The sequence below is a fragment of the Selenomonas bovis DSM 23594 genome (assembly GCF_000381005.1).
In the GTDB taxonomy this organism is placed as follows: domain Bacteria; phylum Bacillota; class Negativicutes; order Selenomonadales; family Selenomonadaceae; genus Selenomonas_C; species Selenomonas_C bovis.
This window is the reverse complement of record NZ_KB908392.1, coordinates 24,659-40,821: the sequence shown is the minus strand read 5'-3', so window position 1 is coordinate 40,821 and position 16,163 is coordinate 24,659. Positions and strand designations below refer to the sequence as shown.

Sequence of the window (16,163 nt, the reverse complement as noted above, 5' to 3'; positions counted from 1 at the left end):
AGGCCGTTTCATGCTGATTTACGCGACGCATGCGGGAGGGCGCTATCTCCCGCTCGAGGAAAGCCTTGCGGTGATGCCGGAGGGGAAGCGCGGTTTCTATGTGAATATCACGAACAAATGCAACTGCGCCTGCACGTTCTGCCTGCGGCAGAAGAAGCAGATGGCGGAGAGCTCGACGCTCTGGTTCCACGGTCAGGAGCCGACGGTGGAGGAGCTCAAGGCGGCGCTCGATGGCGCGCCTTGGGCGTACGCGAAGGAACTTGTGTTCTGCGGCTTCGGCGAGCCGACGATGCGGCTCGAGGTGCTGCTCGAGCTGCTTGCCTACGCGAAGAAGCTGCAGCCGGAGCTGCCGACGCGGCTCAATACGAACGGGCTCGCGAATCTCGAGTACGGGCAGGATATCACGCCGCGCTTCGCGGGGATCCTCGATACGATCTCCATCAGCCTCAACGCGAGCAACGCGCAGCGTTACTATGAGCTCACGCGCGCGAAGTACGGCCTCGCGTCCTATGACGGCATGCTCGATTTCGCAGTGCGCGCGAAGGCGCATGTGCCGCACGTCGTCCTCACGATCGTCGACCATGTCGAGGGGCCGGAGGAGATCGAGCGCTGCCGGGAGCTCTGCGAGGAGAAGGGCCTGACGCTCCGCGTCCGTCCGTATGAGGCGAACTGAGCGCGCGTGGCCGCCTCGCTGATTTGACAACAGCGCAGCTGCCTTGCTATAATAAACAAGTCGCGGAGAGGTGTCCGAGTGGTTTAAGGAGCCGGTCTTGAAAACCGGTGATGCGGCAACGCACCGTGGGTTCGAATCCCACCCTCTCCGCCAGATTGCGAATTCGGGAGCCGCCTGCGGGCGGCTTCCTTTATTGTTAGAATGGAATGATTTCTTGAAGGGAGTTTTCCGCTTGAAGATTGCGTTTTTTGACTCGGGCATGGGCGGGCTCTCCGTGCTGCATCATGCGCGCCGTGTGCTGCCGCATGAGGAGTTCCTCTTTTATGCGGATGAGGCGCATGTGCCCTACGGGACAAAGACGCGCGCGGAGGTCGAGGCGTTCGTGGCGGAGGCGTTCGCGTTCCTCGTGCGGCAGGGCGTCGATGCCATCGTCGTCGCCTGCAATACAGCGACGTCGGTCGCGGTGCCCGCGATGCGCGCGCGCTACGATCTGCCCATCATCGGCATGGAGCCCGCGGCGAAGAAGGCGCTCGCGCTCGACGGCAACCGCCGCGTGCTCGTCGTGGCGACGCCAATCACGATCGCGGGCGCGAAACTCGAGACGCTCATCGAGCGCGTGGACAAGGAGCATCTCGTCGACCGCCTCGCGCTGCCGGAGCTCGTGACGTTCGCCGAGCGGCAGGAGTTCGACTCGCCCGCCGTGCGCGCGTACCTGCAGCGGGAGCTCGCGCCGTATCCGCTCGAGGCGTATTCGGCGCTCGTGCTCGGCTGCACGCATTTCAATTATTTCAAGGCGGCGCTGCGCGAGGTCGTGCCGCCCTCGGTGCGCTTCGTCGACGGCAACGAGGGGACGGTGAACGAGCTCGTGCGCCGTCTGCGAGCGCGCGGCGAGCTCGCGCAGGCGGGGATGAGCGCGACGACGTATTACTACTCGGGGCGCCGCGTGACGGCGCCGCAGGAGCTCGCGCGCATCGAGCGCTATCTGCGCCAGCTCGACCGCGTGTACGCGCTCTGAGGACGGGCGGGGAGCTGCGCGCGTTTGGGACGTGCGGTTTCTTGACTTTCTGCGGCGTTTGCTTTAGTCTTATTAAGGAATCTAAGGAATCACTGATTCTTTGGGGCGCACGCTTTGCGGCATATTGCGGGGCGTCGGAAAGGGGAGTTTTTCATGCCTGTGACGGTGAAACACCGCGTGAATTTCTACGATACAGATGCGATGGCGGTCGTCCATCACGCGAACTATATCCGCTGGTTCGAAATCGGCCGCGTGGAGTATCTGCGCTCCATCGGCATCACGCTCGATATGCTCATGGACGACGGCTACGTCTTCCCCATCACAGAGGTGCGGGCGAAGTATCTCTCGCCGGGACATTTCGACGAAGAGCTGCTCATCGAGACGACGCCGACGGCGCTCACGAAGGCGAAGATGGCGTTCGACTACCGCATCCTCGACGCACAGACGGGCACCGTCCTCGTGACAGGTCACACGCAGAATGTCTATACGAGCCGCGAGACAGGCCATATCGAGCGGCTGACTGATAAATACTGGTCCATCCTCAAGCGGGCGATGGAGCAGGAGAAGAAACAGGGAGCGCTGAGCACATCAGCCGCTCCGCAGGGAAAAGGGGAAGCGTAATGGAAATCATTTTTTGGATTCTCGTCGTCTGCCTGGCGGTCTATGTGCTGGGCAGGCTCGTGCTCGCGAGCCTCGGCAAGGAGAACGTCGTCGTGAAGACGGACGCGCCGTTCGTGAAGGAGCAGATGGATGAGCAGAGCATCGTGCTGAGCAAGGAGCTCACGTTCCTCAACGAGGGCGGCTCGTGCGCGACCATCATGGACGCGATCGCCCGTCCGCAGCTGCCGTATGAGCAGTATGACGCCGTCGAGGCGCGCGGCAAGGCGGAGCGCGAGGGCGCGCCGCGTGAGGACGACTATTTCGAGGCCGTGCTCATCCAGAAAAAGGGCGACAAGAACGGCGAGGACAAGCTGCACATCTTCGCGAAGATCAGGCTCACCGCGCGCAAGGGGCTGAGCCTCGCCGAGGCGCTCTCCCACATGGTCGATGTGCCGATCGATTTCATCTGGATGGAGACGGGCCGCACGCCGTGGCACTACACGAAGGTGCGGTTCACGCTCACGGCAGAGGAGATCGCGCAGCTCGCGGGCGTTACGCTCGCCAAGGACTAAGGGGGAGAGAGCATGGCAGAAGCAAAGGTAGAACGCATCCCGGTCCCGACGCGCATCCTGACCGAGAAAGATGATATTGTCGACTGCATCGAGCAGTACACGAAGGGGAAGATCGGCCCAGACGACCTGCTCTGCACGGCGGAGAGCGTCGTCGCCATCACGCAGGGGCGTTTCGTGCGCCCGGAGGATCTCAAGATCTCCCGCGTCGCGCAGTTCTGCTGCCGGTTCATCCCGGACTACGGCAGCCTCGCGTCGCCGCACGGCATGCAGTCGCTCATGGACGTCGAGGGGAAATGGCGCGTGGCGTTCGCGCTCTTCGCCGGCTTCCTCGGCAAGCTCGTGGGACAGGGCGGCCTCTTTTATAAATGGGGCGGCGAGCAGACGGCGCTCATCGACGATGTGACGGGCACGATGCCGCCGTTCGACAAATGCATCGTCTATGGGCCGAAGGATCCGAACGAGGTCGTCAAGAAGCTCCAGCAGCGTCTCGGCTGCTTCGGCGCGATGATCGCCGATGTCAACGACCTCAAGCGCAGCCGCGTCGTCGGCGTGACGGACAAGGTGGACGGCCCGCTCGCGGCGAAGCTCCTGCTCGACAATCCGTTCGGCAACGCGAGCCAGAAGACGCCGATCTGCATCATCAAGAACTATCGGCAGTACCAGGAAAGTAAACACGGGAACCGCTGAGCACGGCAGATGCCGGGCGAGGTTCCATCATCAGCGCAGGCAACTAGCGAAAAGGCGCCTGCGCTGATGCTGAAAAACCTTCCCATGCGGGGAGGTTTTTTCAGGAAGCGCTGATTAATGCAAGATTTTTCCACTTACTTGAAGTGGATAAAGTGGATGCGCGGTTCAACTATTAATCAGCGTTTCCTTAAGGAAGCACTGATTAATTCAGCACTCCGTCTTCACGCGTCTGCGCTGTCCTCTCGTCGTCGACAAACCTCAGCGTAGCTTCGGCTACGCCTGCGGTTTGTCTCCTAGAGAGATACAGCGCATCCACGTAAATCCGGAGCACTTCATTTAATCAGTGCTTCCTTAAGCGGGAATATAGCTCGTGGTGCTATCATCAATGTATATCAGAGAGGAAGTCAGATAGATGCCAAGACCAGACAGGCGAGCGCCGGACGCGCTCCGGCCGTATGCGATGCAGCGACATTTCCAGCGCTATCCCGCGGGCTCGGTGCTCATCGAGATGGGCGCGACACGGGTGATCTGCGCGGCGAGCGTCGAGGACCGCGTGCCCTTTTTCCAGCGCGGCACGGGAGAGGGGTGGATCGCGGCGGAGTACTCGCTACTGCCGAGCGCGACGAGCACGCGCACGCAGCGTGAGGCAGTGCGCGGCAGGCAGAACGGCCGCACGCAGGAGATCCAGCGGCTCATCGGGCGCGCGCTGCGCTCCGTCGTCGACATGAAGGCGCTCGGGGAGCGCACGATCCAGATCGACTGCGACGTCATCCAGGCGGACGGCGGCACGCGCACGGCGTCGATCACGGGCGCGTTCGTCGCGCTCGTCGAGGCGTGCGCCTCGTTCTACGAGAAGGGCGGCACGTTCCCCGTGCGCGACTTCGTCTCGGCGGTCAGCGTCGGCGTGAGCCATGAGGGCGCGCCCATCCTCGACCTCTGTTACGAGGAGGACTCGCAGGCCATCGTCGATATGAACGTCGTCATGACGGGCGACGGCCGCTTCGTCGAGGTGCAGGGCACGGGCGAGGGGCGGCCGTTCAGCCGCGCGGAGCTCACGACGCTCCTCGACTACGGGGAGAAAGGCTGCCGAGAGCTCATCTCCTATCAGAAGGATGTACTCGGCGGTGAGCTCGTCTGGCTCGTCGGCCGTGTCGGCTAGGCGCGCAGGGAAAGCAGGGAAAAGGAGGCCGGAGTCATGAAAAAGATTGTGATTGCCACGAAGAACCAGGGAAAACTGCGGGAGATGCGCCAGGCGTTCGCGCATCTCCCCGTCGAGGTGGTGGCGCTCGACGCGTTCGCGGAGGTCCCAGAGCCTGTCGAGGACGGCGCGACGTTCGAGGAGAACGCGCGTATCAAGGCGCATGCCTACGCGCTGGCGACGCACTGCGCCTGCGTCGCGGACGACTCGGGCCTCGAGGTCGCGGCGCTCGGCGGCGCGCCGGGGGTGCACTCCGCGCGCTTCTCTGGGACGCACGGCGACGACGCGGCGAACAACGAAAAGCTCGTGGCGGAGCTTGCAGCGCGCGGCCTCACGCAGTCCGCGGCCGACTACCGCTGCGCGCTCGTCTTCGAGGATACGGACGGCACGGTGTATACGGCGGACGGGCGCTGCGACGGCACAGTCCGCACGCAGCCGCGCGGCGAGGGCGGCTTTGGCTATGATCCGTATTTCTACGTCGGGGAGAAGAGCATGGCGGAGCTCACCTTTGCGGAAAAGGACGCCATCAGCCACCGGGGCAGGGCGCTGCGCGCGCTCGTCCGGCAGCTGGAGGAGGTGCTCGCATGAAGATCGGCATCCTCAGCGACACCCACGGCGCGATCGATGTCGTCGATACGGTGTTCGCCATGGCGCCTGACGCGGAGCTCTGGCTCTACGCGGGCGACGTCGTGGGCGACGCGCAGTACCTCGCGACCATCGCGCAGACAGATGTCCGCTTCGTGCCCGGCAACTGCGACTGGCCGAACCCGAACACGCCCGAGACGATCGTTGTCGAGGCGGCGGGGCACCGCATCCTCCTCACGCACGGTCATGTCTACGGCGTCCAGTACGGCACGCGCTTCCTCGTCGAGGCGGCGGCGGAAGCGAACTGCGACATCGCCGTCTACGGCCACACGCACGTCGCGGAGTACACTCCCGGCACGCCGATCACCGTGCTCAATCCCGGCTCGGCTGCGCGCCCGCGCGACGCTGCGCGCGGTTCGTTCATGACGGTGGATCTCGCGCCGGGAAAAGCGCCCGAGGTGCGCCTGCACAGGCTCGGTCAAAAATGAATAAAGTTCACTATTTTAGCGGCCTCGCGCCGCTTTTCTCTTGCTTGAACCAAGGGAACAAATGTGATAGAATTACCTTACGAGCGTATGATTTTTTATCGGAGTGCGGTCTCTGACAGACGCTTTCCCTGCGGTTTTCTATTGATTGCTGTGGGGAGGCGCGGGACGGCGCTCCTTCTAAGTGGGAGGGATTACTTTGCGAGAACTCGACGCAAAAACAATCACTGAAAACGTAGCCCAGATGTGTAAGGAAGCAGCCTACTATCTTCCTGACGATGTCTACGCGGCACTCAAGCGCGGCCGCGAGACGGAGAAGTCCCCGGTCGGCCAGAACGTACTCGATCAGATCATCAAGAACGCGGAGATTGCGAAAAACGAGGATCGCCCCTATTGCCAGGATACGGGCTTCACGATCGTCTTCCTCGAGGTCGGTCAGGATCTCCACATCGTGGGCGGCGACCTCGAGCAGGCCGTCAACGACGGCATCGCCAAGGGCTACACGGACGGCTATCTCAGGAAATCCGTCGTGAGCGAGCCGCTCTTCAACCGCGTGAACACGGGCAACAACACGCCGGGCGCCATCTACACGAAGATCGTGCCGGGCGACAAGCTCAAGATCACGGTCGAGCCCAAGGGCTTCGGCTCGGAGAACAAGGGCGGCATCAAGATGCTCGTGCCGGCGGACGGCGTCGAGGGCGTGAAGAAGGCTGTCATGGACATCATCCTCCACGCGAGCATGAACCCCTGCCCGCCGACGGTCATCGGCATAGGCATCGGCGGCACGATGGACAAGGCGGCCGTCATGAGCAAGATCGCGCTCACGCGTCCCGTGGACTCGCACAATCCCATGCCGGAATACGCAAAGCTCGAAGACGAGCTCCTCGAACTCATCAACCAGACGGGCATCGGCCCGCAGCTCGGCGGCACGACGACCTGCCTCGGCGTCAACATCGAGTGGGGCCCGACGCACATCGCCGGCCTGCCGGTCGCTGTGACGATCTGCTGCCACGCCTGCCGTCACAAGACGCGCACGCTTTGATTTGAGGAAGAGGAGGAAGCATCATGGCAGAACCTATCAAGATCCATACTCCTTTCACGGAGGAGATGTCGAAGAAATTCCATATCGGCGACGCGGTGCTCATCACCGGCGAGATTTACGCGGCGCGTGACGCGGCGCACAAGAAGATGTGCGAGGCGCTCGCCAAAGGCGAGAAGCTCCCCATCGACTGGCATGACAAGATGGTCTACTACCTCGGCCCGACGCCGGCGAAACCGGGCGACCCCATCGGCTCCTGCGGTCCGACGACCTCCGGCCGCATGGACGCCTACACGCCGACGATGCTCGACCAGGGCATCAAGGGCATGATCGGCAAAGGCTCCCGCTCGAAGGAAGTCATCGAGTCCATGAAGAAGAACCACGTCACGTATTTCGCGGCTGTCGGCGGCGCTGCGGCGCTCATCGCGAAGTCCGTGAAGAAATACGAAGTCCTCGCGTATCCGGAGCTCGGCCCGGAGGCGCTCGCGAAGCTGACGGTCGAGGATTTCCCCGCCATCTGCGTCATCGACTGCGAGGGCAATAGCCTCTACGAGGTCAACCAGGAGAAATATCGCACCCTCAAGGGGTACTGATATAAGGAGGAAGGGGAATCCGCGGCGCCGCTCCCCTGCGGGGCGGCCACGCGGCGCTTCCTCATGCCTCGGGGTATTATTTTAGGAGGTTTAGAATGTATAACGTATCTTTTTACCTGCGCCGCCTGCATTCGCTCGTTGGCCTGTTCGTGCTCGGCATCGTCATCCTTGAGCACGTCTTCACGAATGCGACGTCGCTCGGCGGCCCGGAGGCCCTGAACGGCGGCCTCGCGATGATGGAGCTCATCCCGCGCCCCATCTTCTACGGACTCGAGATCTTCGGCATCGCGATTCCGCTGATCTTCCATGCGGTCTACGGCGTCTACATCGCGCTGCAGGCGAACTGCAACCCCGGCCGCTTCGGCTACATCCGCAACTGGATGTTCACGCTGCAGCGCTGGACTGCCTGGTACCTCGTACCGTTCCTTCTCTGGCACGTCTTCTATCTCCGCATTTATCTGAAAGGCATCTGCGGCGTGCCCATTTCCTATGAGCTCCTCGACAGCTACTTCCAGAACCCTGTGGTCGTCGTGCTCTACGTCATCGGTATGCTCGCGGCGATCTTCCATTTCTGCAACGGCATCACGACGTTCTGCATGACCTGGGGCATCGCGAAGGGCCCGCGCGTCCAGAATGTCGTGAGCGTGCTGTCCATGCTCCTGTGCGCGGCACTCAGCCTCGTGACGATTGCGTTCATGGCGCACTACGTCCTGTTCTGAGTCGCGCATACCTGAAGTCAACCGGATGCGGGGCGGTTTTCCGCTGCCTCGCGTGTTCCGAGCAAAGGAGATAAAGAATGGCTAACAAACCAGAAAATAAGATCATCGTCGTCGGCGGCGGCCTCTCCGGCCTCATGGCGACGCTCAAGATTTGCGAGGGCGGCGGCAAGGTAGACCTCTTCTCCTACTGCCCCGTCAAGCGCTCCCACTCCCTCTGCGCCCAGGGCGGCATCAACGCCTGCATGGACACGAAGGGCGAGCATGATTCCATCTACGAGCATTTCGATGACACGGTCTACGGCGGCGACTTCCTCGCCGACCAGCTCGCTGTCAAGGGCATGGTCGAGGCCGCGCCGAAGCTCATCAAGATGTTCGACCGCATGGGCGTGCCGTTCACGCGCACGCCGGAGGGCGTTCTCGACCTCCGCAACTTCGGCGGCCAGAAGAACAAGCGCACCTGCTTCGCCGGCTCCACGACGGGCCAGCAGCTCCTCTACGCGCTCGACGAGCAGGTCCGCCGCTGGGAAGTCAAGGGCGGCGTGAAAAAGTACGAGTTCTGGGAGTTCATCCGCATCATCAAGAACAAGGACGGCATCTGCCGCGGCATCGTTGCGCAGAACATGAACTCGATGGAGATCGTCTCGTTCCCCGCTGACGTCGTCATCCTCGCGACGGGCGGCCCGGGCCAGGTCTACGGCCGCTGCACGGCGTCGACGATCTGCAACGGCTCCGCCGTCTCCTCCGTCTATCAGCAGGGTGCGGAGCTCGGCAACCCCGAGTTCCTGCAGATCCATCCGACGGCCATCCCGGGCTCCGACAAGAACCGCCTGATGAGCGAGGCTTGCCGCGGCGAGGGCGGACGCGTCTGGGTCTACCGCAAGAACCCGCAGACGGGCGAGAAAGAGCGCTGGTACTTCCTCGAGGATATGTACCCGGCCTACGGCAACCTCGTGCCGCGTGACGTCGCGTCCCGCGCCATCTACAAGGTCGTCGTGCACATGGGTCTCGGCATGCACAACCCGAACCGCGTCTACCTCGACCTCTCGCACATTCCGGCTGACTACCTCGAGCGCAAGCTCGGCGGCATCCTCGAGATGTACGATGATTTCGTAGGCAAGGATCCGCGCAAGGTGCCGATGGAGATCTTCCCGTCCATCCATTACTCCATGGGCGGCATCTGGGTCGACCGCGAGCATCATACGAACATCCCGGGCCTCATGGCATCCGGCGAGTGCGACTACCAGTACCACGGCGCGAACCGCCTCGGTGCGAACTCCCTGCTCTCGGCTGCGTACTCCGGCACGATCTCCGGCCCGGAGAGCCTGCGCTACGCACGCTCCGGCAAGAACGGCGAGCCGCTGACGGACGCTGAGATGGAGGCTGCGCGCCAGTCCGCCGTCGACGAGTTCGAGAAGATCCTCCAGATGAACGGCCCGGAGAACGCGCATCAGCTCCATCACGAGCTCGGCGACATCATGTACAAGTACGTCTCCGTCGAGCGCGACAACAACGGCCTCCGCGAGTGCGTCGAGGAGCTCAAGAAGATCCTCAAGCGCTGGGAGAACATCGGCATCACGGACCGCGGCCACTGGGCGAACCAGGAGGCGATGTTCGTGCGCCAGCTCCGCAACATGATCATCTACGCGATGGCGATCACGCAGTCCGCACTGCAGCGCGATGAGAGCCGCGGCGCCCACGCGAAGATCATCCTCGAGAAGGACTGGAACGAGATGGCGCCCGACCTCAAGGAGCGCGTCACGAAGAAGCACGGCGAGTTCCACTTCGACAAGGAGACGGGCCGCGCGACGGACGACAAGGGCGACCTCGTCTTCATGGAGCGTGACGACACGAAGTTCATGCGGACGACAATCGTCAATTTCGACAAGGAAAATGAGATGCCGGTCGTTTCTTACCGCGATTTCGAGCACTCTCTCATCAAACCGCGTCTCCGTAACTACGCTGTCGCGAAGAAAGAGTAAGAGGGAGGACATAGAAAATGGCAGAAGAACAGAAAAAAGTCAGATTCGTCATCGAGCGCCAGGACGGCCCGAATGAGAAGCCGTACACGCAGGAGTTCGATGTGGACTATCGCCCCGGCCTCAACGTCGTTGCAGCGCTCATGGAGATCCAGAAGCACCCCGTCACGGTTGACGGCAAGCGCGTCGCGCCCGTCACCTGGGAGTGCAACTGCCTCGAGAAGGTCTGCGGTGCCTGCATGATGGTCATCAACGGCAAGGCGCGCCAGGCGTGCTGCTCGCTCGTCGACAAGCTCGACCAGCCGATCCACCTCGCGCCGGCCCGCACGTTCCCGGTCATCCGCGATCTCCTCATCGACCGCTCCGTCATGTTCGAGAGCCTCAAGCGCATCCAGGGCTGGGTCGAGATCGACGGCACATGGGAGGTCAAGGACGCGCCAATCCAGAACCCGTACACGGCACAGACGGCCTACGAGATCTCGCACTGCATGACCTGCGGCTGCTGCCTCGAGGCATGCCCGAACGTCGGTCCGCAGTCCGACTTCATCGGCCCGGCGCCGACGGTGCAGGCGTATCTCTTCAACCTGCATCCGCTCGGAAAGTTCGATGCGCCGAAGCGCCTCAACGCGCTCATGGCGAAAGGCGGTATCACGAGCTGCGGCAACAGCCAGAACTGCGTCGAGGTCTGCCCGAAGAACATCAAGCTTACGACGTACCTCGCACAGCTCAACCGCGACGTCAACAAGCAGGCGCTCAAGAATATCTTCAACCACTAAGACGCGGACGGCTTGCGCAAAGTCATTCCTCCGTCACAGCGGAAGCCCCGCAGGGATCGAAAAGTTCCCTGCGGGGCTTTTTTGCGCACAAGGAGCCTGAAGGAAGTGTGTGCTCATCCACTCAAGGTGAGTGGTAAAATGCTTGCGTTCATCAGTGTTCTCGAAGGAGGTGCTTTCGTCGGGAATCGAACGATTTGTCTCGCCACACACTCTTGACAGAAAATGGCGCAGATTCTTGTTTTATGCGCGTATTGTCGTTTGTTCCCAATATCTTCTTCCCGTTTCCGTTAGAATTTCTTTACTTCCCTTGAACCCGTGGGGTTCCTGTGCTAACATAAACGTGTTCCAGGCGAGGGCAGTGCGATCGAGGAAACATGGACACTCGTATCAGGGCCTGCTTCTCCGCCGGAACTCCGGTTTTTTTGTTGAGGGAGCCTGCGTGCTGCAGAGCTTCCTGAGGAGGAGTTACTTATGAAAAAGACTCTCGTATCCGCACTGACGACGGCTCTCGTTGTCGGCGCTGCATCCACGACGTTCGCTGCTGCGAACCCGTTCTCCGATGTCCCGGCTGACCATTGGGCGTATGACGCTGTTTCCCAGCTCGCTGCTGACGGCGTCATCGAGGGCTATGGCGACGCTACGTTCCAGGGCGACAAGAACATCACGCGCTATGAGATGGCACAGATGGTCGCAAAGGCTATGGCAAAGAAGGACGTCTCCGCTGCTGACAAGGCCATGATCGACAAGCTTGCCGCTGAGTTCTCCGATGAGCTCAACAACCTCGGCGTCCGCGTCGCGAACCTCGAGAAGAATGCTGACATGGTGAAGTGGAACGGCGAGATGCGTTATCGCTATTACAGCGACCGCAAGGACGGCCAGCCGAAAGAAAACAAGGACCTGCTCCGCTTCCGCCTGAATCCGACCGCTGAGGTGAACAGCAACTGGGCTGTTCACGCACGTCTGGATGCTGATATGAACATGAAAAATGACGATACCAGCACGAGCACGGCAAAGCTGAAGCGCGTCTATGCGGAAGGCAAGTACGACAACTTTGACATCCGCCTCGGCAAGATGGGGCTCTTCTCTGATGAGTCCGAGGGCATGACCCTCGATGATGAGTTCTCCGGCGCGCGCGTGCAGTTCGGCAACGTCCTGAAGACGACGCTCGAGGCTGGTCGTTGGTCCGGCATCAATAGCATCAAGGATCAGGCTGCGAACTATCAGGGTATCGCATTCACGGGCGATGAGGGCAAGCTCTCCGCTGGTGCTGCATATCGTCACTTCACTTCCGATGCGCTCAAGGGCTTCACGAAATACAGCAAGGATAACAACGAAGATACGGCGAACGTCTGGAGCGTCGGTCTCGGCTATCGCTTCGACAGCAACTGGAAGCTCGGCGGCGCTTACGCGCAGAACACGGAAGCCGATGATTTCGATAAGGCATACAATGTCGAGCTCGCTTACAAGGGCGCGCAGAACGAGAACGCCGGCACTTGGGGCGCTTATGCCGCTTATCGTTACCTCGGTGAGAACACGGCGTTCGCTCCGACGTATGATACGTATAGCAACATCAAGAACAAGAAGGGCTGGGAAGTCGGCGCTGAGTATGTTCCGTTCAAGAACATCCACACGTATGCTTCCTACTTCGACGGCAAGGATCTCGCCAACTCCGATATCAAGACGAAGACCCTCTTCGGCCGCGTGAGCTTCTTCTTCTGATTGAACTCCGCAAGGAATCCACAGGCTCCCCGTTTGGGGAGCCTTTTTGCATGTGCGGGAGAATCGGAGGAGAATCTCAGGCAGGAAAGAGGAAATCCCGCGGAGAATCGCGAATAAGAATAAAAAAGCAAGCAGCCCAAGCGGCCCCTGCCGACTCTCTGGCAGACAAAGGGACTGTACGGGAAAACGAGAAAGGAGCGCAGAATCTATGAAGCAACCATTCATCAGGAAACAGGCCTACTACCGGATCAACCGCCTGGCAAAGCTTGCCTACCATGCCCGCATCCGCGCGGGCGAGCCGGCTGGTATCTATGAGATCTACAAGGAAATGAACGACCGCCTCGTCACGGTCTTCGCCCACGGCGGGCTCATCGACGCGGCGACGGCGGCGGCGCTCGGCCATCAGCATGGCACAGAGACACCGGACGAACATTGAAAGAGTGAATGTTATGGGCAAACAGGGAAGGGCGCCGCTGAGTCCGCTGCTCCGGCGCTGCAAGGCGCTGTTCGATCTCATCAAGCGCACGACGGACGAATATCTCGTATTCGTCGACATCGAGACGCGCACGGCGCTGCTCTCGCCGAATCTCGTGCGGGATTTCGGCCTGCCGGCGGAGGTCGTTGCTGATTTCGGCGCGGCATGGACGCCGCTGGTGCACCCGGAGGAACGGGACCAGCTCGCGGCCTCGCTCAGCGCGATCATGGACCGGCTCAACGTCTTCGAGCACGCGATGGAATACCGCGTGCGGGATCGCAGCGGCGTCTATGTCTGGCTGCGCTCGCGCGGCCGCGTCGGCGCGCTCGGCAAGGACGGCGCGCAGCCAATCTTCGTGAGCGAGATCCGCCGCATGGCGAACCGCAACCAGGCGGACGACATCACGGGCCTCCTCAATAAATACCAGTTCGAGCACAGCCTGCGCGTCGCGCTCTCGGCGTATCGCATCACGGGGCAGGGCGGGGCCGTGCTCGTGCTCGGCATCGATAATTTCAAGATCGTCAATGAGACGTTCAACCGCATGTTCGGCGACCGCGTACTGAAGCTCGTCGCCGACGTCATCCTCGCGCTCTTGCCGGAGGAGCTCACGCTCTACAAGCTCGACGGCGACGAGTACGGCATCATTTATCCGATGGCAGATGCAGAGACAGCGCAGCGGCTCTACGAAAACGTGCAGAAAGCGCTCACGCAGCCGTTCGACCTCGACGGGCACCGCATCTTCCTCACGGTCTCGGCGGGCACGGTGCTCTACCCGCAGGCGGGCAAGGACTACCTCGTGCTGCAGAAACACGCGGAGGCGGCCATGGATCTCGCGAAGCGCGCGGGCAAGAACCGCAACTGCCTGTTCAGCAAGGAGCAGTACAACCGCTGGGTGCGTTCCATCTCGATGCGCGACGACCTGCGCGCGAGCGTGGAGGAGGGCTGCAGCGCGTTCCGCCTCATGTACCAGCCGCAGGTCGACGCGCGGACGCGCCGCCTCATCGGCGCGGAGGCGCTGCTGCGCTGGCGCAGCCCGCGCGGGCGCATGGTCGCGCCGATGGAGTTCATCCCGCTGCTCGAGGAGACGAAGCTCATCCTGCCCGTCGGCAAATGGCTCCTCGAGCAGGCCGTGCAGCAGGTGAAAGCCTGGCGCGCGCTGCTGCCGGACTTCCGCATGAGCGTCAACATGAGCTACGAGCAGGTGCGCGACCTCTCGTTCCGCGAGTTCGTGCCCGCCTGCCTCGCGCGCCATAGCGTGCCGCCGGAGGCCGTGACGCTAGAGCTCACGGAGAGCCGCATCGTCGCGGACTGGCATTTCGTCAACGAGCAGTTCGACGAGTACCGCAGGCAGGGCATCCGCATCGCGATGGATGATTTCGGCACGGGGTATTCCTCGCTCGCCTCGCTCAAGAACCTCTCCTGCGATATCGTGAAGCTCGACCGCGCGTTCGTCCAGGGCATCACGGACGGCGGCTTTGACCAGGAGCTCGTCTGCGCCGTGACATCACTCTGCCACAGCATCGGCATGCGGGTCTGCGTCGAGGGCGTCGAGGAGGAGAGCGCTTACGAGTGCCTGCGCGACACCTGCCAGGCAGACGTCATCCAGGGCTATCTATTCGGCCATCCCGAGGCGCCGGAGAACTTCACGGCGAAGTTCATCGCGCCCTATCCTGACCACATCCTGCCAACAGACAAAGGGGAACCAAGCTATGCCACGAGATAAAGCAGCCGAGGACATCACGCTCCTCGGCAAGAAAAACGTCAACTACCACTACGACTACTGCCCGGAGATCCTCGAGACGTTCGAGAACCGTCACCCGGATAACGATTACTGGGTGAAATTCAACTGTCCGGAGTTCACGGCGCTCTGCCCGATCACGGGCCAGCCGGACTACGCGACCATCTACATCTCCTATGTGCCGGGCAGGCGCATGGTCGAGAGCAAGTCGCTGAAGCTCTATCTCGTGAGCTTCCGCAACCACGGCGACTTCCACGAGGATGTCGTCAACGTCATCATGAAGGACCTCATCCGCCTCATGGAGCCGAAATACATCGAGGTCTGGGGGAAATTCCTGCCGCGCGGCGGCATCTCCATCGATCCCTTTGCCAACTATGGCCGTCCGGGGACGAAGTATGAAAAGCTCGCCGAGCACCGCTTCATGGAGCACGACCTCTACGCCCTCGACAAGGTGGATAACCGATGAAGCGGCAGAAGCGCATCGCGCTCGTCAACGATGTGACGGGGTTCGGCCGCTGCTCTGTCGCCGTCGAGCTGCCGCTCATCTCCGCGCTCAAGGTGCAGGCCTGCCCGCTGCCGACGGCCATCCTCTCGTGCCATACGGGCTTTCCGACGCACTTCATCGACGACTATACGAGCCGCATGCGTCCCTACATGGAGGACTGGCAGCAGAACGGCGTCCAGTTCGACGGCATCTGCACGGGCTTCCTCGGCTCGGCGGAGCAGATCGCCATCGTCGCGGACTTCATCCGCATGTTCAAGCAGCCGGGCACGCGCGTCATGGTCGATCCCGTCATGGGCGACTACGGCAAGCTCTACTCCTCCTATACGCAGGAGATGTGCGACGGGATGAAACGCCTGCTCGCGCTCGCGGACATCGTGACGCCGAACCTCACAGAGGCCTGCCGCCTGCTCGACCGCCCGTACCCTGAGGGCGGCCGCGTCGAGGCGGCGGAGCTCGAGTACATGGCAGCGGAGCTCGCGGCGCAAGGGCCATCGCAGGTCGTCATCACGGGCCTCAGCGAGGGCGAGATGATTGAGAACTTCGTCTATGAGGCGGGGCGCGGCACGCTGCTCAAGGAGAAAAAGGTCGGCGGCGACCGCAGCGGCAGCGGCGACGCCTTCGCCGCCATCGTCGCCGCGAGCCTCGTGCGGGGCGCATCGCTCACCGACGCCGTAAAGAAGGCCGCCGACTTCATCAGCAAATGCCTCACCTACGCCGTCGCGCTCGACCTCCCCTGGAACTACGGCCTGCCGTTCGAGGAGTACCTGACGGAACTGCGGTAGGACAGAGGATGGAAAACTACATGCAC

18 protein-coding genes and 1 tRNA gene are annotated in these 16,163 nt (G+C 62.0%); all 19 read left to right on the top strand.

Annotated features, from left to right (window positions below; all coding sequences use genetic code 11):
• The first annotated feature begins 10 nt into the window (after positions 1–10).
• The 19 genes from F599_RS0107815 to F599_RS0107720 all read left to right on the top strand — a co-directional run bounded on the left by F599_RS0107815 (position 11) and on the right by F599_RS0107720 (position 16,137).
• The gene (locus F599_RS0107815; protein WP_019542972.1) at positions 11–673 is read left to right on the top strand and encodes a TatD family nuclease-associated radical SAM protein; all 663 of its coding nucleotides are present in this window, start codon (positions 11–13) and stop codon (positions 671–673) included.
• Positions 674–737: 64 nt separating this feature from the next.
• A tRNA-Ser gene (locus F599_RS0107810) sits at positions 738–826 on the top strand.
• A 79-nt stretch (positions 827–905) separates the two neighbouring features.
• On the top strand, positions 906–1,688 hold the full coding sequence (gene murI / locus F599_RS0107805) for a glutamate racemase (RefSeq protein ID WP_019542971.1): 783 nt from the start codon (positions 906–908) through the stop codon (positions 1,686–1,688).
• Between the two features lie 153 nt (positions 1,689–1,841).
• Positions 1,842–2,309, top strand: a complete 468-nt coding sequence (locus tag F599_RS0107800) for an acyl-CoA thioesterase (protein WP_019542970.1) — start codon at positions 1,842–1,844, stop codon at positions 2,307–2,309.
• Positions 2,309–2,860, top strand: a complete 552-nt coding sequence (locus F599_RS0107795) for a hypothetical protein (protein WP_019542969.1) — start codon at positions 2,309–2,311, stop codon at positions 2,858–2,860. Before F599_RS0107800 ends, F599_RS0107795 begins: the two co-directional genes overlap by 1 nt.
• 12 nt (positions 2,861–2,872) lie before the next feature.
• Entirely contained in the window at positions 2,873–3,547 is a 675-nt protein-coding gene (locus F599_RS0107790; RefSeq protein ID WP_019542968.1) for a coenzyme F420-0:L-glutamate ligase, read from the top strand.
• 412 nt (positions 3,548–3,959) lie between these two features.
• Positions 3,960–4,706, top strand: a complete 747-nt coding sequence (rph, locus tag F599_RS0107780; RefSeq protein WP_019542966.1) for a ribonuclease PH — start codon at positions 3,960–3,962, stop codon at positions 4,704–4,706.
• A 36-nt stretch (positions 4,707–4,742) separates the two neighbouring features.
• Entirely contained in the window at positions 4,743–5,333 is a 591-nt protein-coding gene (gene rdgB, locus F599_RS0107775; protein ID WP_019542965.1) for an RdgB/HAM1 family non-canonical purine NTP pyrophosphatase, read from the top strand.
• Positions 5,330–5,818 carry a metallophosphoesterase family protein gene (locus tag F599_RS0107770; RefSeq protein WP_019542964.1) on the top strand — a complete coding sequence of 163 codons (489 nt, stop codon included), beginning with the start codon at positions 5,330–5,332 and terminating at the stop codon, positions 5,816–5,818. Before rdgB ends, F599_RS0107770 begins: the two co-directional genes overlap by 4 nt.
• A gap of 196 nt (positions 5,819–6,014) precedes the next feature.
• Positions 6,015–6,857 carry a fumarate hydratase gene (locus F599_RS0107765; RefSeq protein ID WP_026327891.1) on the top strand — a complete coding sequence of 281 codons (843 nt, stop codon included), beginning with the start codon at positions 6,015–6,017 and terminating at the stop codon, positions 6,855–6,857.
• Between the two features lie 23 nt (positions 6,858–6,880).
• Entirely contained in the window at positions 6,881–7,447 is a 567-nt protein-coding gene (locus tag F599_RS0107760) for a Fe-S-containing hydro-lyase (RefSeq protein ID WP_019542962.1), read from the top strand.
• 95 nt (positions 7,448–7,542) lie between these two features.
• The gene (locus F599_RS0107755; RefSeq protein ID WP_019542961.1) at positions 7,543–8,166 is read left to right on the top strand and encodes a succinate dehydrogenase/fumarate reductase transmembrane subunit; all 624 of its coding nucleotides are present in this window, start codon (positions 7,543–7,545) and stop codon (positions 8,164–8,166) included.
• Positions 8,167–8,243: 77 nt separating this feature from the next.
• Positions 8,244–10,145, top strand: coding sequence for a succinate dehydrogenase flavoprotein subunit (gene sdhA / locus F599_RS0107750; protein ID WP_019542960.1), 1,902 nt, complete (start codon positions 8,244–8,246; stop codon positions 10,143–10,145).
• 17 nt (positions 10,146–10,162) lie between these two features.
• On the top strand, positions 10,163–10,918 hold the full coding sequence (sdhB, locus tag F599_RS0107745; protein WP_019542959.1) for a succinate dehydrogenase iron-sulfur subunit: 756 nt from the start codon (positions 10,163–10,165) through the stop codon (positions 10,916–10,918).
• 471 nt (positions 10,919–11,389) lie between these two features.
• The gene (locus tag F599_RS0107740) at positions 11,390–12,637 is read left to right on the top strand and encodes an S-layer homology domain-containing protein (protein ID WP_019542958.1); all 1,248 of its coding nucleotides are present in this window, start codon (positions 11,390–11,392) and stop codon (positions 12,635–12,637) included.
• Positions 12,638–12,845: 208 nt separating this feature from the next.
• Positions 12,846–13,073, top strand: coding sequence for a hypothetical protein (locus F599_RS0107735; protein WP_019542957.1), 228 nt, complete (start codon positions 12,846–12,848; stop codon positions 13,071–13,073).
• 13 nt (positions 13,074–13,086) lie between these two features.
• Positions 13,087–14,835 (top strand): putative bifunctional diguanylate cyclase/phosphodiesterase, encoded by a 1,749-nt coding sequence (locus F599_RS0107730; RefSeq protein WP_019542956.1) that lies wholly within the window; start codon positions 13,087–13,089, stop codon positions 14,833–14,835.
• Positions 14,822–15,316: a preQ(1) synthase gene (queF, locus tag F599_RS0107725; protein WP_019542955.1), complete on the top strand. Its 495-nt coding sequence runs from the start codon at positions 14,822–14,824 to the stop codon at positions 15,314–15,316. The genes F599_RS0107730 and queF overlap by 14 nt, the downstream gene beginning before the upstream one ends.
• On the top strand, positions 15,313–16,137 hold the full coding sequence (locus F599_RS0107720) for a pyridoxamine kinase (RefSeq protein ID WP_019542954.1): 825 nt from the start codon (positions 15,313–15,315) through the stop codon (positions 16,135–16,137). Before queF ends, F599_RS0107720 begins: the two co-directional genes overlap by 4 nt.
• Positions 16,138–16,163: the final 26 nt, after the last annotated feature.

What these genes read in the sequence shown, in the direction of transcription:
- F599_RS0107815 (WP_019542972.1), top strand. Translation starts at nt 11, where the DNA reads ATGCTGATTTACGCGACGCATGCGGGAGGGCGCTATCTCCCGCTCGAG.
- F599_RS0107800 (WP_019542970.1), top strand. Translation starts at nt 1,842, where the DNA reads ATGCCTGTGACGGTGAAACACCGCGTGAATTTCTACGATACAGATGCG.
- F599_RS0107795 (WP_019542969.1), top strand. Translation starts at nt 2,309, where the DNA reads ATGGAAATCATTTTTTGGATTCTCGTCGTCTGCCTGGCGGTCTATGTG.
- F599_RS0107790 (WP_019542968.1), top strand. Translation starts at nt 2,873, where the DNA reads ATGGCAGAAGCAAAGGTAGAACGCATCCCGGTCCCGACGCGCATCCTG.
- rph (WP_019542966.1), top strand. Translation starts at nt 3,960, where the DNA reads ATGCCAAGACCAGACAGGCGAGCGCCGGACGCGCTCCGGCCGTATGCG.
- rdgB (WP_019542965.1), top strand. Translation starts at nt 4,743, where the DNA reads ATGAAAAAGATTGTGATTGCCACGAAGAACCAGGGAAAACTGCGGGAG.
- F599_RS0107770 (WP_019542964.1), top strand. Translation starts at nt 5,330, where the DNA reads ATGAAGATCGGCATCCTCAGCGACACCCACGGCGCGATCGATGTCGTC.
- F599_RS0107760 (WP_019542962.1), top strand. Translation starts at nt 6,881, where the DNA reads ATGGCAGAACCTATCAAGATCCATACTCCTTTCACGGAGGAGATGTCG.
- F599_RS0107755 (WP_019542961.1), top strand. Translation starts at nt 7,543, where the DNA reads ATGTATAACGTATCTTTTTACCTGCGCCGCCTGCATTCGCTCGTTGGC.
- sdhA (WP_019542960.1), top strand. Translation starts at nt 8,244, where the DNA reads ATGGCTAACAAACCAGAAAATAAGATCATCGTCGTCGGCGGCGGCCTC.
- sdhB (WP_019542959.1), top strand. Translation starts at nt 10,163, where the DNA reads ATGGCAGAAGAACAGAAAAAAGTCAGATTCGTCATCGAGCGCCAGGAC.
- F599_RS0107740 (WP_019542958.1), top strand. Translation starts at nt 11,390, where the DNA reads ATGAAAAAGACTCTCGTATCCGCACTGACGACGGCTCTCGTTGTCGGC.
- F599_RS0107735 (WP_019542957.1), top strand. Translation starts at nt 12,846, where the DNA reads ATGAAGCAACCATTCATCAGGAAACAGGCCTACTACCGGATCAACCGC.
- F599_RS0107730 (WP_019542956.1), top strand. Translation starts at nt 13,087, where the DNA reads ATGGGCAAACAGGGAAGGGCGCCGCTGAGTCCGCTGCTCCGGCGCTGC.
- queF (WP_019542955.1), top strand. Translation starts at nt 14,822, where the DNA reads ATGCCACGAGATAAAGCAGCCGAGGACATCACGCTCCTCGGCAAGAAA.
- F599_RS0107720 (WP_019542954.1), top strand. Translation starts at nt 15,313, where the DNA reads ATGAAGCGGCAGAAGCGCATCGCGCTCGTCAACGATGTGACGGGGTTC.